This is a genomic window from Collinsella sp. AM17-1, from assembly GCF_003470665.1.
GTDB lineage: Bacteria > Actinomycetota > Coriobacteriia > Coriobacteriales > Coriobacteriaceae > Collinsella.
This window is the reverse complement of sequence record NZ_QRJZ01000003.1, coordinates 145,860-163,287: the sequence shown is the minus strand read 5'-3', so window position 1 is coordinate 163,287 and position 17,428 is coordinate 145,860. Positions and strand designations below refer to the sequence as shown.

The 17,428-nt window shown below is 61.5% G+C and carries 16 protein-coding genes, 2 tRNA genes and 1 pseudogene; 6 read left to right on the top strand and 13 right to left on the bottom strand.

Going from position 1 to position 17,428, the window contains the following annotated elements:
- The first annotated feature begins 73 nt into the window (after positions 1–73).
- Positions 74–1,528, top strand: a complete 1,455-nt coding sequence (locus tag DW195_RS03115; RefSeq protein WP_118205821.1) for a sugar nucleotide-binding protein — start codon at positions 74–76, stop codon at positions 1,526–1,528.
- Positions 1,529–1,630: 102 nt separating this feature from the next.
- On the opposite strand, the gene DW195_RS03110 is transcribed toward DW195_RS03115, so the two are convergent.
- The gene (locus tag DW195_RS03110; protein ID WP_117654851.1) at positions 1,631–2,602 is read right to left on the bottom strand and encodes a glycosyltransferase family 2 protein; all 972 of its coding nucleotides are present in this window, start codon (positions 2,600–2,602) and stop codon (positions 1,631–1,633) included.
- A gap of 160 nt (positions 2,603–2,762) precedes the next feature.
- Between DW195_RS03110 and DW195_RS03105 the strand changes: the two genes are divergently transcribed.
- The 3 genes from DW195_RS03105 (at position 2,763) to DW195_RS03095 (ending at position 4,518) form a co-directional block, all read left to right on the top strand.
- Positions 2,763–3,608: an ABC transporter permease gene (locus DW195_RS03105; protein ID WP_233540797.1), complete on the top strand. Its 846-nt coding sequence runs from the start codon at positions 2,763–2,765 to the stop codon at positions 3,606–3,608.
- Positions 3,609–3,619: 11 nt separating this feature from the next.
- On the top strand, positions 3,620–4,387 hold the full coding sequence (locus DW195_RS03100; protein ID WP_006236046.1) for an ABC transporter ATP-binding protein: 768 nt from the start codon (positions 3,620–3,622) through the stop codon (positions 4,385–4,387).
- Between the two features lie 54 nt (positions 4,388–4,441).
- A tRNA-Arg gene (locus DW195_RS03095) sits at positions 4,442–4,518 on the top strand.
- Positions 4,519–4,875: 357 nt separating this feature from the next.
- Here DW195_RS03095 and DW195_RS03090 read toward each other — a convergent pair.
- From DW195_RS03090 to aroF, 10 genes are all read right to left on the bottom strand, one after another.
- Entirely contained in the window at positions 4,876–5,874 is a 999-nt protein-coding gene (locus DW195_RS03090; RefSeq protein ID WP_117766689.1) for a translation initiation factor 2, read from the bottom strand.
- A complete protein-coding gene (locus tag DW195_RS03085) occupies positions 5,874–6,323 on the bottom strand; it encodes a DUF4869 domain-containing protein (protein ID WP_117646372.1) in 450 nt (149 codons plus the stop codon). The genes DW195_RS03090 and DW195_RS03085 overlap by 1 nt, the downstream gene beginning before the upstream one ends.
- A gap of 129 nt (positions 6,324–6,452) precedes the next feature.
- The gene (aroQ, locus tag DW195_RS03080; protein WP_118205820.1) at positions 6,453–6,890 is read right to left on the bottom strand and encodes a type II 3-dehydroquinate dehydratase; all 438 of its coding nucleotides are present in this window, start codon (positions 6,888–6,890) and stop codon (positions 6,453–6,455) included.
- 84 nt (positions 6,891–6,974) lie between these two features.
- The gene (locus DW195_RS03075) at positions 6,975–8,225 is read right to left on the bottom strand and encodes a shikimate kinase (RefSeq protein ID WP_118205819.1); all 1,251 of its coding nucleotides are present in this window, start codon (positions 8,223–8,225) and stop codon (positions 6,975–6,977) included.
- Positions 8,226–9,371 carry a prephenate dehydratase gene (gene pheA / locus DW195_RS03070; RefSeq protein WP_118205818.1) on the bottom strand — a complete coding sequence of 382 codons (1,146 nt, stop codon included), beginning with the start codon at positions 9,369–9,371 and terminating at the stop codon, positions 8,226–8,228.
- A 39-nt stretch (positions 9,372–9,410) separates the two neighbouring features.
- Positions 9,411–10,508, bottom strand: coding sequence for a chorismate synthase (gene aroC / locus DW195_RS03065; RefSeq protein WP_118205817.1), 1,098 nt, complete (start codon positions 10,506–10,508; stop codon positions 9,411–9,413).
- Position 10,509: 1 nt separating this feature from the next.
- Positions 10,510–11,829, bottom strand: coding sequence for a 3-phosphoshikimate 1-carboxyvinyltransferase (aroA, locus tag DW195_RS03060; RefSeq protein ID WP_118205816.1), 1,320 nt, complete (start codon positions 11,827–11,829; stop codon positions 10,510–10,512).
- Positions 11,823–12,929 carry a 3-dehydroquinate synthase gene (gene aroB / locus DW195_RS03055; RefSeq protein WP_118205815.1) on the bottom strand — a complete coding sequence of 369 codons (1,107 nt, stop codon included), beginning with the start codon at positions 12,927–12,929 and terminating at the stop codon, positions 11,823–11,825. Before aroB ends, aroA begins: the two co-directional genes overlap by 7 nt.
- Before the next feature lie 36 nt (positions 12,930–12,965).
- Positions 12,966–13,880 carry a prephenate dehydrogenase/arogenate dehydrogenase family protein gene (locus tag DW195_RS03050; protein WP_118205814.1) on the bottom strand — a complete coding sequence of 305 codons (915 nt, stop codon included), beginning with the start codon at positions 13,878–13,880 and terminating at the stop codon, positions 12,966–12,968.
- Positions 13,881–13,883: 3 nt separating this feature from the next.
- Positions 13,884–14,906 (bottom strand): 3-deoxy-7-phosphoheptulonate synthase, encoded by a 1,023-nt coding sequence (aroF, locus tag DW195_RS03045; RefSeq protein ID WP_117629151.1) that lies wholly within the window; start codon positions 14,904–14,906, stop codon positions 13,884–13,886.
- A gap of 203 nt (positions 14,907–15,109) precedes the next feature.
- Between aroF and DW195_RS03040 the strand changes: the two genes are divergently transcribed.
- A tRNA-Arg gene (locus DW195_RS03040) sits at positions 15,110–15,186 on the top strand.
- Between the two features lie 67 nt (positions 15,187–15,253).
- Positions 15,254–15,697 (top strand): hypothetical protein, encoded by a 444-nt coding sequence (locus tag DW195_RS10325; RefSeq protein WP_147356481.1) that lies wholly within the window; start codon positions 15,254–15,256, stop codon positions 15,695–15,697.
- 143 nt (positions 15,698–15,840) lie between these two features.
- On the opposite strand, the pseudogene DW195_RS10730 reads toward DW195_RS10325, so the two are convergent.
- Positions 15,841–16,581 (bottom strand): annotated as a pseudogene (locus DW195_RS10730) (recombinase family protein); the annotation flags it as partial.
- Positions 16,582–17,116: 535 nt separating this feature from the next.
- Positions 17,117–17,338 carry a helix-turn-helix domain-containing protein gene (locus DW195_RS03025; protein ID WP_118205812.1) on the bottom strand — a complete coding sequence of 74 codons (222 nt, stop codon included), beginning with the start codon at positions 17,336–17,338 and terminating at the stop codon, positions 17,117–17,119.
- Positions 17,339–17,428: the final 90 nt, after the last annotated feature.

Here is a 17,428-nt window from a genome sequence, read left to right as displayed (position 1 = left end):
GCATGGGGATGATCCTGCGTCCCCGCGCGGGCGCCCCCGGTTATACAACCTCTTCGATAGGAGCTTTTCCCACATGGCTGACATCGCATTCGAGAAGGACCTCTCCGTCACCGAGACCGGCATCGAGGGCCTCAAGGTCGTCGACCTCGCCGTCCACGGCGACTCGCGCGGCTGGTTCAAGGAGAACTGGCAGCGCGCCAAGATGTGCGCCCTGGGCATCCCGGACCTCCGCGTCGTCCAGAACAACGTCTCCTACAACGACAGCCGCGGCGTCACGCGCGGCATCCACGCCGAGCCCTGGGACAAGTTCATCTCCGTGGCCCGCGGCTCGGTCTTCGGCGCTTGGGTGGACCTGCGCGAGGGCAGCGCCACCTACGGGAAGGTGTTCACCTGCACGCTCGACCCGTCGAAGGCCATCTACGTCCCGCGCGGCGTGGGCAACTCCTTCCAGGCCCTGGAGGACGGCACCGCCTACACCTACCTGGTGGACGCCCACTGGTCGCTCGAGCTCAAGAGGACCTACACCTTCGTGAACCTCGCCGACCCCGAGCTCGCCATCGAGTGGCCGATCCCGCTCGATGAGGCCACCGTATCCGAGGCGGACCTCAACCACCCGATGCTCAAGGACGTCGTCCCCATGGCGCCGAAGCGCACCCTCGTCACCGGCTGTAACGGCCAGCTGGGCCATGCGGTACGTGCGCTCGCCGAGGAGCGCGGCGTCGCCAAGGACTTCGACTTCTGCGACATCGACACCTTCGACATGTCCGACCCGGACGCCTATTCGCAGTACGACTGGTCGCTCTACGGCACGGTCATCAACTGCGGCGCCTACACGGCAGTCGACAGGGCCGAGACCCCCGAGGGCCGCGTGACCGCCTGGAAGGCCAACGCGACGGGGCCCGCCCTTCTCGCACGCACCTGCGCCGGGTACGGCATCACCCTGGTCCACGTATCCTCCGACTACGTCTTCGACGGCACCGCCGAGGTCCACACGGAGGACGAGCCGTTCTCCCCGCTGTCCGTCTACGGCCAGACCAAGGCCGCCGGCGACATCGCCGTGGCCGGGTGCCCGCACCACTACATCATGCGCTCCAGCTGGGTCATCGGCGAGGGGCACAACTTCGTGAAGACCATGAAGGCACTCTCAGACCGCGTCGCCGACCCGGACGACAAGCTCGAGCAGGTCACCGTGGTCGACGACCAGCTGGGCCGCCTGACCTTCACGCGCGACATGGCCGAGGCCATCTTCCACGTGCTGGGGACGCACGCCCCCTACGGCACCTACGACTGCACCGGATCCGGCGCGGTGAAGTCCTGGGCGGACATCGCACGCGCCGTCTTCGAGGCCGCCAACGGCAACGGCGAGAAGGTCGTGCCGGTATCGACCGCCGACTACTACGCGAGCGCCGAGGGCCCCGTCGCACCGCGCCCGGTCCACTCCGCGCTCGACCTGTCCGGGCTCGAGTCGGTCGGGTTCCACATGCCCGACTGGGAGGAAGAGCTGGGGGAGTACCTCAAGACGCTCTAGCCGCTATTAACTTTTCGAGAGTAAAAGCCGCCGTTCTTTAACGGCGGCTTTTCTTGTTGGTGGCTATCTGCGCAGTGGTGCCAATAGTATTTTGCGGAAGATCTACCTCTCGCTTGGCATGGAAGTAGGGTGGCCGGGCTGGTCGTCGTAGGCGTATTTGCTGTACACGTTGACCTCCCACTGCTTTTTTTCGACCTTTGCTACAGAATCAAGGATGAAGCCGGTCGCAAGGCTCAGGCCGCACAGGAACATAAACGAGGCGGCGAGCACAGCGGTGGGGAAGCGCGGGACGAGGCCGGTCTGGAAATATTCGACAACGATGGGCATGCCCAGGGCGAGGCCGAATACCGCGAACAGAAGCGCAACGAGGCTGAAGAACTTCAGCGGGCGGTAGTCCTTGAACAGCGTGCCGATCATCGCAACGACTTTAATGCCGTCGCTCACGGTGTTGAGTTTGGACTCGGAACCCTCGGGACGGTCGCGGTACTCGATGGGCACATCTTTGATGCGCCAGCGGTGGTCGACGGCGTGGATCGAGAGCTCGGTTTCGATCTGAAAGCCCTCGGAAAGCACTGGGAAGGTTTTAACGAACGGGCGGCTCATGGCGCGGTAGCCTGTCATGACGTCATCGAAGCTGTAGCCATAGATCCACTTGATCATGGCGCGGACCAGATTATTGCCAAAGCCGTGGAAGGCACGCTTGTTCTCCTCGGCGTAGGTGCCGTTGGAAAGGCGATCGCCTACGGTCATGTCGGCCGTGCCGTTAAGGATGGGCTCGCAGAGGGCCTTGGCCGCCTCGGCGGGGTAGGTGTCGTCTCCGTCGACCATCAGGTAGCAATCGGCGTCGATATCGCGAAACATCTGGCGGCACACGTTGCCCTTTCCCTGACGGGGCTCAAAGCGGACTGTGGCGCCGTGCTCGGTGGCAATGCGTGAGGTATCGTCCGACGAGTTGTTGTCATAGACATAGACCGTCGCCTGCGGAAGCTCGCGGTGAAAGTCGTCGATGACTTTGCCGATCGTGAGCGCTTCGTTGTAGCAAGGGATGATGACGGCGATGGATTCAGAATTCACTTAATGCTCCTTATACATTCAATCCTAGAAAGTATAGCCGTTTGGGCCTGGCATCCTAAGATGTGGGTTAGTTCTCCAGTTTTGTTGCGCGAATCGTTTGCATGGCCGTCGGGTCTATACTGTTCGTTTGTCAACGATTACGAGTAAAGGAGTTGCATCCGTGTCGGATCAGACAAAGCAACAAGAAACTCGCAGTCTGCCTGCGACGTTTGCTAAGAACGAATTTGAGAAGGACGCGTTTATCCTTCGTCAGCTGGTTACCAAGGATTTTAAGATCAAGTATCGCCGTAGCGTTCTGGGCGTCGCATGGTCGGTGCTCAACCCGCTGCTGATGATGATCGTCATGGCCATCGTGTTCTCGACGATTTTTGGCCAGGGCCGCAATGGCTCAATGACGCCCGAGATGTACCCGCTGTACTTGATCGTGGGTAACATCACCTTTGCCGTCATGTCTGAGTCTACTAACCAGGCCCTGACGTCGATCGTGGGCGCTGCCCCTCTGCTCAAGAAGGTTAAGGTGCACCGCTGGGTTTTCCCGGTGCAGAAGGTGCTCTTCTCGCTGGTCAACTTTGCCTTCTCGCTGGTCGCCGTCGCCATCGTCATGCTGTGGTTCCGCGTTATGCCTTCTTGGCACCTGATTCTGTTGCCGGTTTGCCTGCTGCTGCTTATGTGCTTCTGCATGGGCCTGGGCATGATGCTCTCTGCCCTTACGGTCTTCTTCCGCGACGTTATGCATCTGTGGAGCGTCGTCATTACGGCGTGGACTTACATTACGCCCATCTTCTGGACGACTGACTATATTGCGCAAATGCCGCATCTCGTGCGTATCTTGATGTATGCGAACCCCATGTTCAACTACCTGCAGTTTATGCGTGATATCTTCCTGTTCCAGACTACGCCCTCGCTTTTGACGTTTGGTATGTGCGTCGCTTGGGCGGTCCTTGCGCTTGTTATTGGCTACACCGTGTTCCATAAGTCCGAGCGCAAGTTCATCCTCTACATCTAAGGAGTGCTGTGATGACTGAATCTGTTGTTGATTACAGCGAGCAGCCTCTGGCTGTCGAGGTCGACGACGTCACCATGATCTTTAACATGGCGTCCGAGTCGCTGACCAACCTCAAGGAGTACTTCATCAAGCTTGCCAAGCACGAGCTGTTCTTTGAGGAGTTTAGGGCGCTTAAGCACATCTCGTTCGATATTCATCGTGGCGAGGTCGTGGGTCTGGTCGGCACCAATGGCTCCGGCAAGTCTACGATGCTCAAGATTATCGCTGGCGTGCTTGAGCCTAGCGAGGGCAGTGTTAAGGTGCACGGTAACATCGCGCCGCTGATTGAGCTTGGTGCCGGCTTTGACCCCGAGCTGACTGCCCGCGAGAACATCTATCTGAACGGTGCCCTGCTCGGCTATACCAAGGAGTTCATCGACGCCAACTTTGACGGCATTATCGAGTTCGCTGAGCTGCAGAACTTTGTCGATATGCCGCTTAAGAACTTCTCCTCGGGCATGGTGGCGCGTATCGCCTTTGCAATCGCGACGATTACCGAGCCCGATATTCTAATCGTTGACGAGACGCTGTCCGTCGGTGATGTGTTCTTCCAGCAGAAGTGCGAGGCCCGCATCCAGCACTTTATCCAGAGCGGTGACGTGACGGTTCTGTTCGTTTCGCACTCTATGGAGCAGGTTGAGCGCATCTGCCAGCGTGCCGTTTGGATTGAGAAGGGTGACCTTCGCATGGACGGTCCGGTCGATGAGGTCTGCAAGGCGTACCGCGAGCAGTTCAACTAGGTTATAATTACTTGCGCCTGACAGGCTTGTGCTTGCTTGGGCGTGCGGTTATTTGCTCCATTAGCTCAGTTGGATAGAGCAGGGGACTTCTAATCCCAAGGTCGACGGTTCGAATCCGCCATGGAGCACCATCGTTTATTAAGCCCGGACCGCTTGGAGGTCTGGGCTTTTTTCACATGCAGGTGTTCTTTATTCTTGCCGGGTATACGTTTAGGCCGAAGCCGTGGCGCGAGCTGCTGTTGTGCTGCTGATGTGGATTGGCTATACGGCGCGCCAAGGGGGGCTCGAGCCGAGCGTGAGCAAGCCCCTGCTGTTTATTGGAGCCGGTGTCACTTGGCTTGTCCTTGCCGCGCTGAGTGGGCTTGAGCTTTCGAGCCGCCGCGTGGATGGGTTTGTGGTTGCGACAGTTGCCGCTCTTGCCGGCAGCTATTGCGTGTGCTGGGTTTCCATGGCAGTGGGGAGGACCAAGTTGGTCCTCCCCACTGCCATTATGCCTTCAGACACTCGGGCAAGACGCTCGCAACTGCATCCATCGCCTGCGGCTTTAGGTACTGCTCGTTGAGCCGTGCCTTTCTGTAGACGTAGCGAGTGTCTGCAGAGTACTTGATCAATACGTCGGTGAAGAACCGCTCCCAGCTCAGGTAGTCGCGGCTTTCGATATAGCTCGAAGGGTCCTTGAGGATTTTTGGAATGTCGTTGTTGGGGATGAGGCCAGATCGCAAAAGCGTCCACTCAAATGATTCAGGGAGGAACAAGCGAACGTTCTTGTAAACGCGCTGTCCGAGCACCTTTTCGATGTAGGGACCAAACGCTGCGCCGTCTCCTATGGCAAGGATGTTTTGCTCGGGACATTCGTGAATCGTTCGTTTTAGGTTCGCTACGCCGGTGGCGGTATAGCAGGGGATTCCCAGTCGGTTGCAAAGGGTGCTATAGAATTGATAGCCAGACTTGCTATCCTCGACAATTACGGCGTCAGGATTGTCGAACCCTACGTTAAGGTCCTGATACAGCATGCTTGCCGTGTGGTCATATAGCGGTTTAGTCACCGAGTAGAAGCGTCTGTCGCTCTTGCGGCCATTAATTGTCTTGCTTGTGGTGTTGACTAGCTTTAGGATCTCGTCGACGCTGTAGGGGAGTTCGTTGGCGTCGCGACGAGATATCAGAACAAAATAGTTGGACGATCCGTTGATGGCTTTGGCGAAGTCCTTTGAGTAGATAAACTCGTTGCCCTCATCTAGAAAGACGATCGAATCTTCGATGATCGACAGCTCGCGCTCCCAGCGTCTGCCGGAAAGCGTTTCGCATGGCGCGTCGCAGCTGAGTGTAACGCCGCTTTCCGGTCCTCGGTCGTTGTAGTCGCGAATCATCGAGATGAGCGTCGTTTTGCCCGTGCCGCTGTTACCGCGAATGAAGGAAATGTTGCGTTTAAAGGTGAGTGTGTATTTGACCTTTGCACGCTCTACGACAACGGTATGCGTTCCCTTCATTACTCATCAACATCCAAAAAGTCATTCGTGGCGCCGACAAACTCCTGCATGTTTCTGACGATGCGGTTATCGTTTTCAATGCGGATTTCAAAATTCTTCCAGGGGAACTTCATGATGTGGTAAAGGGTCACCAGCACATCCTGCTCTTTGCCGATCTTGAGTAGCCAGCGGGCACAGTTGTCTCCGCAGGTAGATGCGTTGAACACCATATTTGGGAGATTGCGTACTAACAGCAGCGTCTTGACGCCGCCGGACAGTTCGAGTGGGGTGATTGAGCCCAGCTGCTTGCTTACGATGTTGTGGGGGCCGATGAGCTCTGATCCGTCCACGCTTTTAATAATCTGTGCGGCCATAGGATCTTCGAACCATGAGTCCAAGTATGAGTTCCTAAAATAGGTTTCGGTATCATAAATTGAGCCGGGGTAATCTCCCAGGTGAATGCTAAGCATGCGGATCTCCAGACGTTGCGTAACTGCAAAGATTATATGCCAGTAAATAAATGCCGGCAGCAGCGAGGTTGCTGCCGCCGGCGTAGGTCTCTGCGATCGCGTGGCGAGTGAATTACTTGGTCCGTGAACCTATTTATCGAGATGCTCTTTCAGCAGCTCCAGCGCATGGGCGTAGCCCTGGAGGCCTTCGCCGGTGATGGTTGCAAAACAGGCCAGGCGGGCGTAGCTCACCTGGCGGAAGTCCTCGCGCGTCTCGACGGCGCTAATGTGGACCTCCACAGCCGGGATGGCGACGGCCTTGAGGGCGTCCAGGATCGCCACGCTCGTGTGCGTGTAAGCCGCCGGGTTGATGACGATGCCGTTGACCTTACCGTATGCCTCCTGGATCTTGTCGACGATGCTGCCCTCGTGGTTGGACTGGAAGACCTCAACCTCGTCGAAGCCCTGTGCGGCGCCGGCCTCCTTGCAGATCTGGACCAAGCGGTCGTAGTTGTCGCTACCGTAGATGCCCGGCTCGCGAATGCCGAGCATGTTGAGGTTGGGGCCGTTGATGACGAGTGCTTTCATGGCTGCTTCCTTTGTGGTTGGTCGGGCGGTGCGACGGAATGGAAAACCACCACAAAGGTGCCTGTCCCTTTGTGGTGGTTTTGGTTAGAGGGCTGGGGGAAGGGTGTCGACGACGGCAGCCGCGGTGTTGGCTGCGCAGTCGCGCGAGTCGATGATGTAGTCGGCCCAGGCGCGGTAGCGCGGCATGCGCTGCTCGGCCAGCTTGTCGATACCGTCGCGGGCGGTGATGGGGCGACCCTTGTGGGCGAGCTCATCGAGCTTGCGGTTGAGCATCACAATCTGGCTGTTCTGGTGCAGCAGCGGGTAGTTCTCGTCTCGCGTGACGACGCCGCCGCCGGTGGAAAGCACCAGGCCGCTGCGCTTGGAGATGTCGGCCAGGGCCGCCGTCTCCCGCTCGCGGAAGGCCGGCTCGCCGCGCTCGACGATAAAGTCGGCGCAAGGCATGCCCAGACGCTCCTCGAGGGCGCGGTCCAGATCGATGTGCTCGCGGCCGGTGAGCAGGGCGATCTGCTCACCCACGCGGGTTTTGCCCGAGCCCGGCATGCCGATCAGGGCGATGTTCTGCTCATGGCGGGAAAGACGCTCCGTCACGTCCAGGATGCGCTCGCGCGGGGTGACCTGGCCGGTATAGCGCTCGACGGCTTGCGCCGCCTGGGCCACAAGCATGAGCAAACCGCCGACGCAGGGGATGCCGCGACGCTCGGCCTCGAGCATGAGCCCTGTGCAGGCGGGGTTGTAGACGATATCGATGACGCCCTCGAGCGCATCGAGGCCCTCGAGCGTGCAAGGCGCGTCGGGGCAGTGGGGGAACATACCGGCAGGCGTGCAGTTGATGAGTAACGCGGCGTCGGTCTGCTGTGCGATGTTGTCGTAGTTGACCTCGCTCGCGCGTCCCACGGGCACCACGATCGCGCCGAGGTCGCCCAGCACCATGCTGGCCGTGGTGCCGGCGCCGCCGGTGGCTCCGAGCACGAGGGCCTTCTTGCCGGTAATCTCCACACCCAGCTCCTCGACCAGGCACTGGAAACCGAAGTAGTCGGTGTTGTCGCCGCGCAGACGGCCATCGGGCAGACGCGTGATCGTGTTGACGTTGCCCATGCGTTCGGCGAGCGGGCTCAGCTCGTCCAGGTATTCCATGACGGCGCGCTTGTAGGGAATGGTCACGTTGGTGCCCTCCCACTCGTCGCCCGTCATAAAGGCTGCGAGGTCCTCGGGCTCGCGCTCAAAACGCACGTACTCAAGCCCCGCGAGTTCCTTGTAGATGGTCGGGGTGTAGCTGTGGCCCAGCACGCGGCCCAGCACGCCGTAGGGGCGGCTTGTGGCGACGTCAGTCATCTAGAGCACCTCCGTGTAGCTGCCAAAGTAGGTGAAGCTCTCGCACACGTCGTCAATCGAGTCGAGCAGGTCGTCGAGGGCTTTGCTGCCAAAGGGACAGTCCAGATCGAAGTAGAACATAAACTCAAAGTCGCGCCCGGGGATGGGGCGGCTCTCGAGCTTGATAAGGTTGATGTTGAGCGCATAGAAGCGCTCGAGCACGCGATAGAGGGCGCCCGGTTCGTTGGCCGTGGTGATCATGAGCGAGGTACGGTTGGCGCCGGGATAGACGCGCGGCTCGCGGCTGATGACGACGAAGCGTGTGTAGTTGTTGTCCGAGTCCTGAATGTTGGGCTCCAGCACCTCCAGGCCGTAGAGCGCCGCGCAACTGCGCGAGGCGATGGCGGCGACGTCGGTGCGCTCGGAGTTGGCGACCATCTCGGCCGACATGGCCGTGTTGAGATACTTGGTGGCGTGCAGCTCGTGCGCGTCGATAAAGCCGGCGCATTGCGCGATGGCCTGACCGTGGCTATAGACCTCACGAACATCCTGCAGCTTGGTGCCGGGTTTGACGAGCAGGTTGTGATCGATCTTGAGGCGCAGCGAGCGCACAATGTGGAAGTCGAACTGTGCGAGCAGGTCGTAGACCGCGTTGACCGAGCCCGCGGTGGAGTTTTCGATGGGCAGTACGCCAAACTCGCAGAAGCCGTCTCGCACGGCGCGCATGACACCTTCGAAGGTCTCGAAGAACGCGATATCGGGCACGTCGAAGAGCTTGCACGCGGCGATCTGGCTGTAGGCGCCTTCAACGCCCTGGCAGGCGACGCTGGCAGTCTGGGGGAAGGGCGTATCGAAGGCCTCGGCAGTGTCGTGGGCCTTTTGCGAGACCGTGGTGCCCTTGAGCTCGTTGATATAGCGCTGCTGCTCGGCCTTGCTCATGCTCATGAGGAGGCGGAACAGCGTGATGGTCTGCGCCTCGTAGCGCTCGGGCGCGCGGCCGGCAAGGTTGTTGAGCTTGGAGCGCTCGCGGGCGGGGTCGAAGACGGCCTTGCCCATCTCGATTTTTGATTTGGCGACCTCGGTGGCAATGTCCATGCGTTCGACAAAACTGTTGAGGAGCGTGGTGTCGATGCCATCGATGGTCTGGCGGATGTCAGCAAGGTCCATTGGGACCCCTTTCCTGAATGGTTGCCCGGGGTGGGTGGACTAAAGTTGGGCGGCGTCCTCGAGGAGGGCGTCCCAGATAGCCAGCGCTGCGGCTGCTTCGGCTACGGGGACGGCGCGCGGGACGATGCAGGGATCGTGGCGGCCGTGGACCGAGAGCTCGGCATTTTCCATAGCGTCCATGTCCACCGTCTGCTGCTCGCGGCCAATGGAGGGCGTGGGCTTTACGGCCATGCGCCACATGACGGGTGCGCCGGTCGAAATGCCGCCCAGGATGCCGCCGGCATTATTGGATTCGACCTCGATCTTGCCGGTCTCGGCGTCGATGCGATACGGATCGTTGTTCTCGCTGCCGCGCATGGCCGCGACGGCAAAGCCCATGCCAAACTCCACGCCCTTCACGGCGGGAATTCCAAACGCGATCTGCGCGATGCGGTTCTCGATGCCATCGAACATGGGGTCGCCGATGCCCGCGGGCAGGCCGTAGATACCGCACTCCACGATGCCGCCGATGCTGTCGAGCTCGTCGCGCGCGGCCAGAATCTCCTCGCGCATGCGACCGCCAGCTGCGGCGTCAATGCACGGCAAGTCGTTCGAAAGGATCGCCTTGCGATCGGTCTCGCGATAGACCATATCGTCCATGGGCAGATCGGAGATGCCGCCAATCTGCGCTACATGCGCCATGACCTTAATGCCGCGGGCCTCAAGTGCCTGCAGCGCGATACCGCCGGCGATGCACAAGGGTGCCGTCAGGCGGCCGGAGAAGTGCCCGCCGCCGGCGACGTCGTGCATGTTGTGATACTTTACGCGCGCCGGAAAATCGGCATGGCCCGGGCGGGGCTTGCGGCGCAGCTCGGAGTAGTCCTTGGAGCGCGTGTTGGTGTTCTCGATGATCGCGGCGATAGGCGCGCCCGTGGTGTGTCCATCAACTATGCCGGCGATAATGTGGGCGGCGTCGGCCTCGCGGCGCTTGGTCGCGGTCTCGTCACGGCCGGGGGCGCGACGGTCCAAAAAGGACTGCAGCTGCTCCAGGTCAACGGCGATACCTGCCGGAATGCCATCGAGCGAGCAGCCGATGGCGGGGGAGTGCGACTGGCCGAAGATGCTTACGTGCAAGACGTTGCCAAAGGTCGAGGACATGCTATTCCTCCTCGAGCGTGACCTTGCCGCCCAGCAGGCGGTAGTGGTCGAAGAAATCGGGATAGGACTTGTTGACGGCCTCGGCGCCGTGGATCACGACCTCGCCGGTTGCGCGACTAGCGGCGATGGCGGCCATCATGGCGATGCGGTGGTCGTTGTGCGAATCGACCTCGCCGCCGGTAAAGACATCGACGCCCTTGATGATGAGGTCGTCACCGGCGATGCGCACCTGCGCGCCCAGCGCGGTGAGCTCGCGGGTGGTGGTGACCAGACGGTCAGATTCCTTGATGCGCAGGCGCGCGCAATCACGGATGAACGTGCGGCCCTGAGCCAGTGATGCCACGGCCGAGATGACGGGCACCAGGTCCGGAATGTCGTGGGCGCTCATCTCAAAGCCGGCGAGCTTGTCGGACTGGACGGTGGCGGCGTTCGTGGAGCGCACGATGCGGGCGCCAAAGCGCGAAAGCGCGGCGAGCACGTTGCGGTCGCCCTGTGCGGAGCTCAGCGACACGCCCTCGACGGTGATTGGTTCGGTGCCGATGGCGCCGGCGCACAGCCAAAAGGCAGCGTTGGACCAGTCGCCCTCGACGGCTACGCTGCCGGGCGTGCGGTACGAGCCGCTGTTCACACGGAAGTTCGTGATCTCGGGCTGGCCGTCCTTGGCCGGAATACGCTCGACGTTGACCTCGACGCCGAAGGCCTTCATGGCCTGGATCGTCAGGTTGATGTAGGGGCGGCTCTCGATGAGGCTGGTTACCTGCACACAGGAGGGCTGGGACAGCAACGGGGCTGCCAGCAGCAGGCCGGAGATATACTGCGAGCTCACGTTGCCAGGAAGCACAAAGGTGCCCGGGCGCATGCGGCCGCTCGTCTTGAGCGGAAAACCGCCCAGGCCCTGCAGGTCGCAACCGGCGGCAATGATCTCGTCCGAGAGCGGGGAGAGCGGGCGGGCGCCCAGGCGGCCCTGGCCCACGAAGGTGGCCTCCGCGCCCAGCGCACAGGCGACAGGCAGCATGAAGCGCAGCGTGGAGCCACTCTCGCCGCAGTCGAGCGTGCCGCCGGCAAGGGCCTTGAGCAGGCCAAATTCAATACTCTTCATGGTGGGGTGGACCTGGAAGCCGTCCTCGACGGTCTCGATGCGGGCGCCGAGCGCCGTGAGGCAGCGCACCGTGGCCTCGATATCGGCGCAGGTCGTGTTGCAGGTAACGTGCGTCTCGCCGTTGGCAAGCGCGGCGCAGATGATGAGGCGATGCGCCATCGACTTGGACGCGATGGCGGGAACGGTGCCCTTGAGCGGGGACGGGGTGATGCGGGCTAGCATGCGGATGCGTCTCCCTTCTGGCCGAGTCCCTCGGCAATCAAATCGTGGAAGGTGGAAAGCGGCGTGCGGTCGATGCTGCAACGGCCAATGCCGTGCGGAATTACCAGGTCGATGGTGTCTCCCGCGCGCTTTTTGTCGTGGAGCGCCTCAGCAAAGACAGCGTCGGCATCTAGGTCGCAGCGGGTCTTGAGGCCGTGGCGGGCGCAGAGCTCCTCTATACGATTGGGCAGCTCGGCATTGCAGACGCCATGCAGTGCTGCGGCACGCGTGATGATGCCCATGCCGATCGAAACGCAGTTGCCGTGGCCGAGCTCAAAGTGTTCGCAGGCTTCGACGGCGTGCCCGGCGCTGTGGCCAAAGTTGAGGAGCTTGCGCTGATTGGTTTCGCGCTCGTCGGCAACGACCACGGCGCGCTTAATGTCGATATTGCGGGCGATGATGATCGCTACACGGGCCACGTCGCGGTTGAGCAGCTCAAGCGTGAGCGGGGTCTTCTCCAGCTCGGCGAAGAGCTCGGGGTCGGCGATCACGGCGTGCTTGACGACCTCGCCGCAGCCGTCGGCGAACTGCTCGGGCGTGAGGGTGGCAAGGCATCCCACGTCGGCGATGACCACGCTCGGCTGCCAAAAGGCGCCGGCTAGGTTCTTGCCGGCTGCCAGGTCGATGGCCGTCTTGCCGCCGACCGACGAATCCACCATGGCGAGCAGGCTTGTGGGAATCTGCACAAACTTGCAGCCGCGCATGTAGGTGGCGGCCACAAAGCCCGCCACGTCGCCCACGACGCCGCCGCCGAGTGCCACGATCACGTCGGAGCGCGAAAGCTCGTGCTCGGCCACAAACTCCAAAATGGCGACGTAGGTCTCGGCGCGCTTATGGGCCTCGCCGGCCTCGAAGGTGCAGATGCTCACCTCGTAGCCTGCGGATTCGAGGCTCTGCTTAACGGGCATCTGGTAGAGGGGGCCTACGTTGGTGTCCGTCACGATGACGGCGCGCGAGCCGCCGGCGGTGGCGCGTACGAGCGGACCTGCCTGCTCCAGCAAAAACGTGCCCACATGCACCTGGTAGGGGCGTGCGGTGTCGATATCGATGGTAATCGCCATAAGCTTCGGTCCTTTCGACCTGGCGTGATGGGTGGTCTAGTGGGAGGCCTCGTCGTCGAGCGCGCGCTTAATTCGGTCGCCCTCGGCAAGGAGATTCTCCAGATAGCGCTGGTCGCGGTCCTTAAGGGCGCGGCTGTATGCGCCGAGCGATTCGATCAGATGGTCGATCTCGAAGGCGAGCGCATCGGCGTCGTCGATCATGAGCTCGGACCACATCTGCGGATTGAGGTGCGCCACGCGGGTGAGATCGCGGTAGCTACCGGCCGAAAAGCCGTGGTGGACCTGGGCAGTGGGGCTTTTGACGTAGGCGTTGGATACCACGTGCGCAAGCTGGCTCGTGAAGGCGATGACACGGTCGTGCTCGGCGGCGCTGGTCACGCTGAACTTGCCAAAGCCCAAGGGGCGCACCATCTCGCGCACCTGGCCCAAAAGCTCCAGCTTGAGCGCATCGTCCACCGCGGGCGGTACGAGCACCAGCGGGGCGCCCTGGAACAGGTCGGCGCGGGAGTGTGCATAGCCCGAGTACTGCGTGCCCGCCATGGGGTGCGCGCCCACAAAGTAAAAGCCGTGCTCGCGGGCAAGCTCAAAGGCGCGCTCGCACACGATACCCTTGACGCCCACCGTGTCAATTACCACGGGGCCCATGATGGCCTCGGTATCGGTGGCGTCGGCGAGTGCCTGGGCGTGTGCCTCGAGCCACTCGATGCAGGCTTCGGGGTAGCAAGCCAGGACGATGATGTCGCATTCGCCGAGCGTCTCGTCGTTGAGCTCGCCGGCAACGGTGCCCATGCTGGCAGCCGTCATGACATCGTCATCGGGATCCCAGGCCAGCACGCGGACGCCCGCCTGCGCATAGCCGCGGGCAAAGCTGCCGCCGATGAGGCCAAGGCCGACGATGCCGGCGCACTTGGGGCTGCCCTGGTTAACGCGCGCGTTTCTCACTGTACCCATGGGCTACTCCATGGTCTCTTGGCAGACGACCTCGCGGATGGCTCGGATGCGGCGCATGGTGTCGTCGAACTGATCGGGGGTGAGGGCCTGGGCGCCGTCGGACCAGGCGCGGCTCGGCTCGTCGTGGACCTCGATCTCCAGGCCGTTGGCGCCGCAGGCGGTCGCGGCAAGCGCCATGGGCTCAACGTAGCGGGTGTAGCCGGTGGCGTGGCTGGGGTCGGCGACGACGGGCAGGTGCGACAGGTGGTGCAGCACCGGCACGGCGTTGAGGTCGAATGTGTTGCGGGTACGGGTCTCGAAGGTGCGGATGCCGCGCTCGCACAGGATGACGTTGTCGTTGCCCTCGCTCATGATGTACTCGGCGGCCATGAGCAGCTCATCGATCGTGCCGGACATGCCGCGCTTAAGCAAGATCGGAGTCTTGGTCTTGCCGACCTCTTTGAGCAGAGGGAAGTTCTGGGCGTTGCGGGCGCCGATCTGCATAACGTCGATTTTCTTGTCCAGGAAGACCTGCACGTCGCGCGGGTCCATGATCTCGGTGACGATCGGCATGTCGAGCTCGGCAGACGCCTCGCACAGCAGGTCCAGACCGGCGGGGCCCATGCCCTGGTAGGCGTACGGGGAAGTGCGGGGCTTGTAGGCACCGCCGCGCAGCATCGTGGCACCGGCGGCCTTCACGCGGCGGGCGATGCGGATGAGGTTCTCGCCCTCGACGGAGCACGGGCCGGCGATGACCTGGAACTGGTCGCCGCCGATCTTGACGCCGTGGCCGCAGTCGATGACGGAGTCCTCGGGGTGGAACTTGCGGTTGGCGCGCTTGAACGGCTCGGAGACGCGCTGCACGCGCTCGACGACGTCCATGGACTCGAGCAGGAACGGGTCGATCTTGGTCGTGTCGCCCACCAGGCCGATGATGGTCTCGTTCTCGCCGCGCGAGACGTCGGTCTTGAGTCCCTTTTTCTCGATCCAGCTGACGATGTGGCTGACGGCCTCGTCGCTGGCGCTCTGCTTTAAAATTGCAATCATGGTGTGCCTCTCACCTCGATGGATAGTCCTTGCAAAAACGGCCCGCATTGCGAGCCGTTTTATATGGTGCATGAGAGTTTATACTATCTGACTCGCTTTTGCCGCCTAAAGCGTGCCGTCGCGGCGCGTCTTCCACGTAATTGCAAAGCTTTTTCTATTATTTTGTTAGCCCGTGGCGCACTTGGGTATAATGCCAAACGTTGGCCCTATTAGCTCAGGGGATTAGAGCGTCTGCCTCCGGAGCAGAAGGCCGTTGGTTCGAATCCAACATGGGGCACCATTCCAATTTTGCTCGAACCCGCTGGATGTCCAATCTGGCGGGTTCGCCCTTTTTATCGTAGTTCAGCGTGACCAGTATCTCGTCCTCCGAGACGACCGCCTGCCACACGAATGCCTTCAGCAGCGTCGCGTCGTCGAGTGCCGTCCCGCACTGCAGGAAGTCGGCGAAGCGCTCCGGGTCTATCCGCTCGTCCGTGATGGCCTCGAGGTCGTACCTCGCTCGCGCCTGCTGCTCCTCGAGCTCGGCTATGCGCTCGTTCACGCCCGGTGCTATCACGCCCTGCTCGATGGCGTTGAGGATGTTCCTCAGGCCCCTCTCGGCGGCCCTGAGCGAGTCCTCGGCCTGCCTGCGACGCGCCCGCACCTCGGCCGTGTCCGCGCGCTCCGCTACCATGTTGGCTATCTGCAGCGCCTCGCCGCGGTCGCCGAGCAGCCCGCGCAGCGCCGAGGCTATGGAGCCCTCGAGCTCCTCGCGCCTGATGTTGCGGACGCACGACCCCGGGCAGCTGTAGTACTCGTACTTCACGTTGTTGCGGCCCCTGCCGCTCACGCCCTGCAGGTTCCTGCCGCATTCCGCGCACAGCGCCGTCCCCGCGAGGGCGAAGTCGCCCCAGTTCTCGCTCGAGCGCTGCTTGCGGCACTTGATTCCCTGGACCTCCATGAACGTCACCTCGTCCACTATCGCCGGCATCCCGCCCTCGCGGACGATGCCTCCCCACTCGTACCTTCCCGTGTACCTGCGGTCGCGCAGCATCTGCTGCACCATTGCTTGGCCGCACGGGTTGCCCTTGCGCGTCCTGAGGCCGCGCCGAGCGAACTCGCGCGCTATCGCGTTCATGGACATGCGCTCCAGCCTCAGCGCGAAGGCCTCGCGCACCCACGCCGCCTGCGCCTCGTCGACCTCGTACTCGTCGTCCTCGTTCCTGCGGTATCCGAAGATGCGCACGCCGTTGGTCTTGCACTTGAGGGCGTTGCCCTCCATTCCGCGCTTGGTCCTGATGGCGGTCTTCCTCGACTCGCAGGCGGCGAGCCCCTCGAGCAGCTTCTCGTAGATGATGCCCTCCGGGCTGTCGGGTATCTGCTCGAGCGCCGAGACCAGCTTGACGCCGTGCGTGGCGAGCTCGCGCTTGTATATCGGCGCGTCGTACTCGCCGCGGCTGAATCTATCCATCATGTAGACGAGGACGATCTCGCTCTCGCCGGCGTTGGCTATCATCCGTTGGAACTCGGGGCGGTCGTCGGTGCGACCCGACACGGCGCGGTCGCAGTACTCCGCCGCGACCTCGTAGCCCTCGCGCGCGCACCACTCGCGGCAGACGCGCAGCTGATCCTCGATTGAGGCCTCGCGCTGCCTGTTGCACGAGAACCTCGCGTATATCACTGCCTTCTTTGGCATAATGTAGAAGCCCCCTCAAGTTGTGAGTTTGCAAAGATGCTTGGGCGGTTGGATGCCCCGTCGGCTAAAGCGGTACCAGCGCTGCCGACGGGGCTCTTTTTATATATATGCGCCATAAGGTGCGACGCAAATGCTGTAACTGTCGCTAATGGTGAAGCCGCGCGCGTAATCGCGGCACGGTGGCATAGAGAAAGCCCGGTATGTCCGATTGAACATGAAGTCGTGCTCCTCCATTTTCTTCGCGCTTATAGTGCCAAGCAAGGTACCGTCCTCGTCTAGTATTACAGCGGCTCCATCCTCAACTTCCCAATGCGGTGGCATGTTCCTCTTCGTTTGCCGCTTAAGTTTGACCGAAAACGGTGCGAATGGCTGGTGAGTGGACAAAGCGTCTTCAAATGCCGTATAGCTGTGGGTGTATAGGCAGTCACTCGCTAGCGCCCAGAGGGCGAACGGCACGTCCATTGGCGGCTGTCCAGCTCCCTGCTGAGCCTTTGCCGCCGTTTTGCTCATTGACTTTTTAAAAAGTCCCATAAAGCTATTCACCGTCCTCGTATGATTCCGCGCGCTCGAGTAGCTCGTCGACCGTGATACCCATCGCGTGCGCGATCTTGTAAACAATGCTTGCCTTGGGATCTTTTATCTTCCCACTGAAAATCTGGGAGACGTGGGCGTCGGATAACCCAGAAGCCCTGCAAACGTCGGCCTGCTTCATGCCGCGCTCGCCAAGATAGTCAATCAATGCGCGTGAGAGCTGCATTTGTAGCTCCTCTCCATCTAAAGACTGTACGAATAAATCCTAACAGAAATTAGGAAAACTTCAACATTCTATTGATTCCTAATGTGCATT

What these genes read in the sequence shown, in the direction of transcription:
- DW195_RS03075 (WP_118205819.1), bottom strand. Translation starts at nt 8,225, where the DNA reads ATGACTGACGTCGCCACAAGCCGCCCCTACGGCGTGCTGGGCCGCGTG.
- DW195_RS03025 (WP_118205812.1), bottom strand. Translation starts at nt 17,338, where the DNA reads ATGCAGCTCTCACGCGCATTGATTGACTATCTTGGCGAGCGCGGCATG.
- aroA (WP_118205816.1), bottom strand. Translation starts at nt 11,829, where the DNA reads ATGCTAGCCCGCATCACCCCGTCCCCGCTCAAGGGCACCGTTCCCGCC.
- DW195_RS03115 (WP_118205821.1), top strand. Translation starts at nt 74, where the DNA reads ATGGCTGACATCGCATTCGAGAAGGACCTCTCCGTCACCGAGACCGGC.
- aroQ (WP_118205820.1), bottom strand. Translation starts at nt 6,890, where the DNA reads ATGAAAGCACTCGTCATCAACGGCCCCAACCTCAACATGCTCGGCATT.
- aroC (WP_118205817.1), bottom strand. Translation starts at nt 10,508, where the DNA reads ATGTCCTCGACCTTTGGCAACGTCTTGCACGTAAGCATCTTCGGCCAG.
- aroB (WP_118205815.1), bottom strand. Translation starts at nt 12,929, where the DNA reads ATGGCGATTACCATCGATATCGACACCGCACGCCCCTACCAGGTGCAT.
- DW195_RS03090 (WP_117766689.1), bottom strand. Translation starts at nt 5,874, where the DNA reads ATGAAGGGAACGCATACCGTTGTCGTAGAGCGTGCAAAGGTCAAATAC.
- pheA (WP_118205818.1), bottom strand. Translation starts at nt 9,371, where the DNA reads ATGGACCTTGCTGACATCCGCCAGACCATCGATGGCATCGACACCACG.
- aroF (WP_117629151.1), bottom strand. Translation starts at nt 14,906, where the DNA reads ATGATTGCAATTTTAAAGCAGAGCGCCAGCGACGAGGCCGTCAGCCAC.
- DW195_RS03050 (WP_118205814.1), bottom strand. Translation starts at nt 13,880, where the DNA reads ATGGGTACAGTGAGAAACGCGCGCGTTAACCAGGGCAGCCCCAAGTGC.
- DW195_RS03100 (WP_006236046.1), top strand. Translation starts at nt 3,620, where the DNA reads ATGACTGAATCTGTTGTTGATTACAGCGAGCAGCCTCTGGCTGTCGAG.
- DW195_RS03085 (WP_117646372.1), bottom strand. Translation starts at nt 6,323, where the DNA reads ATGCTTAGCATTCACCTGGGAGATTACCCCGGCTCAATTTATGATACC.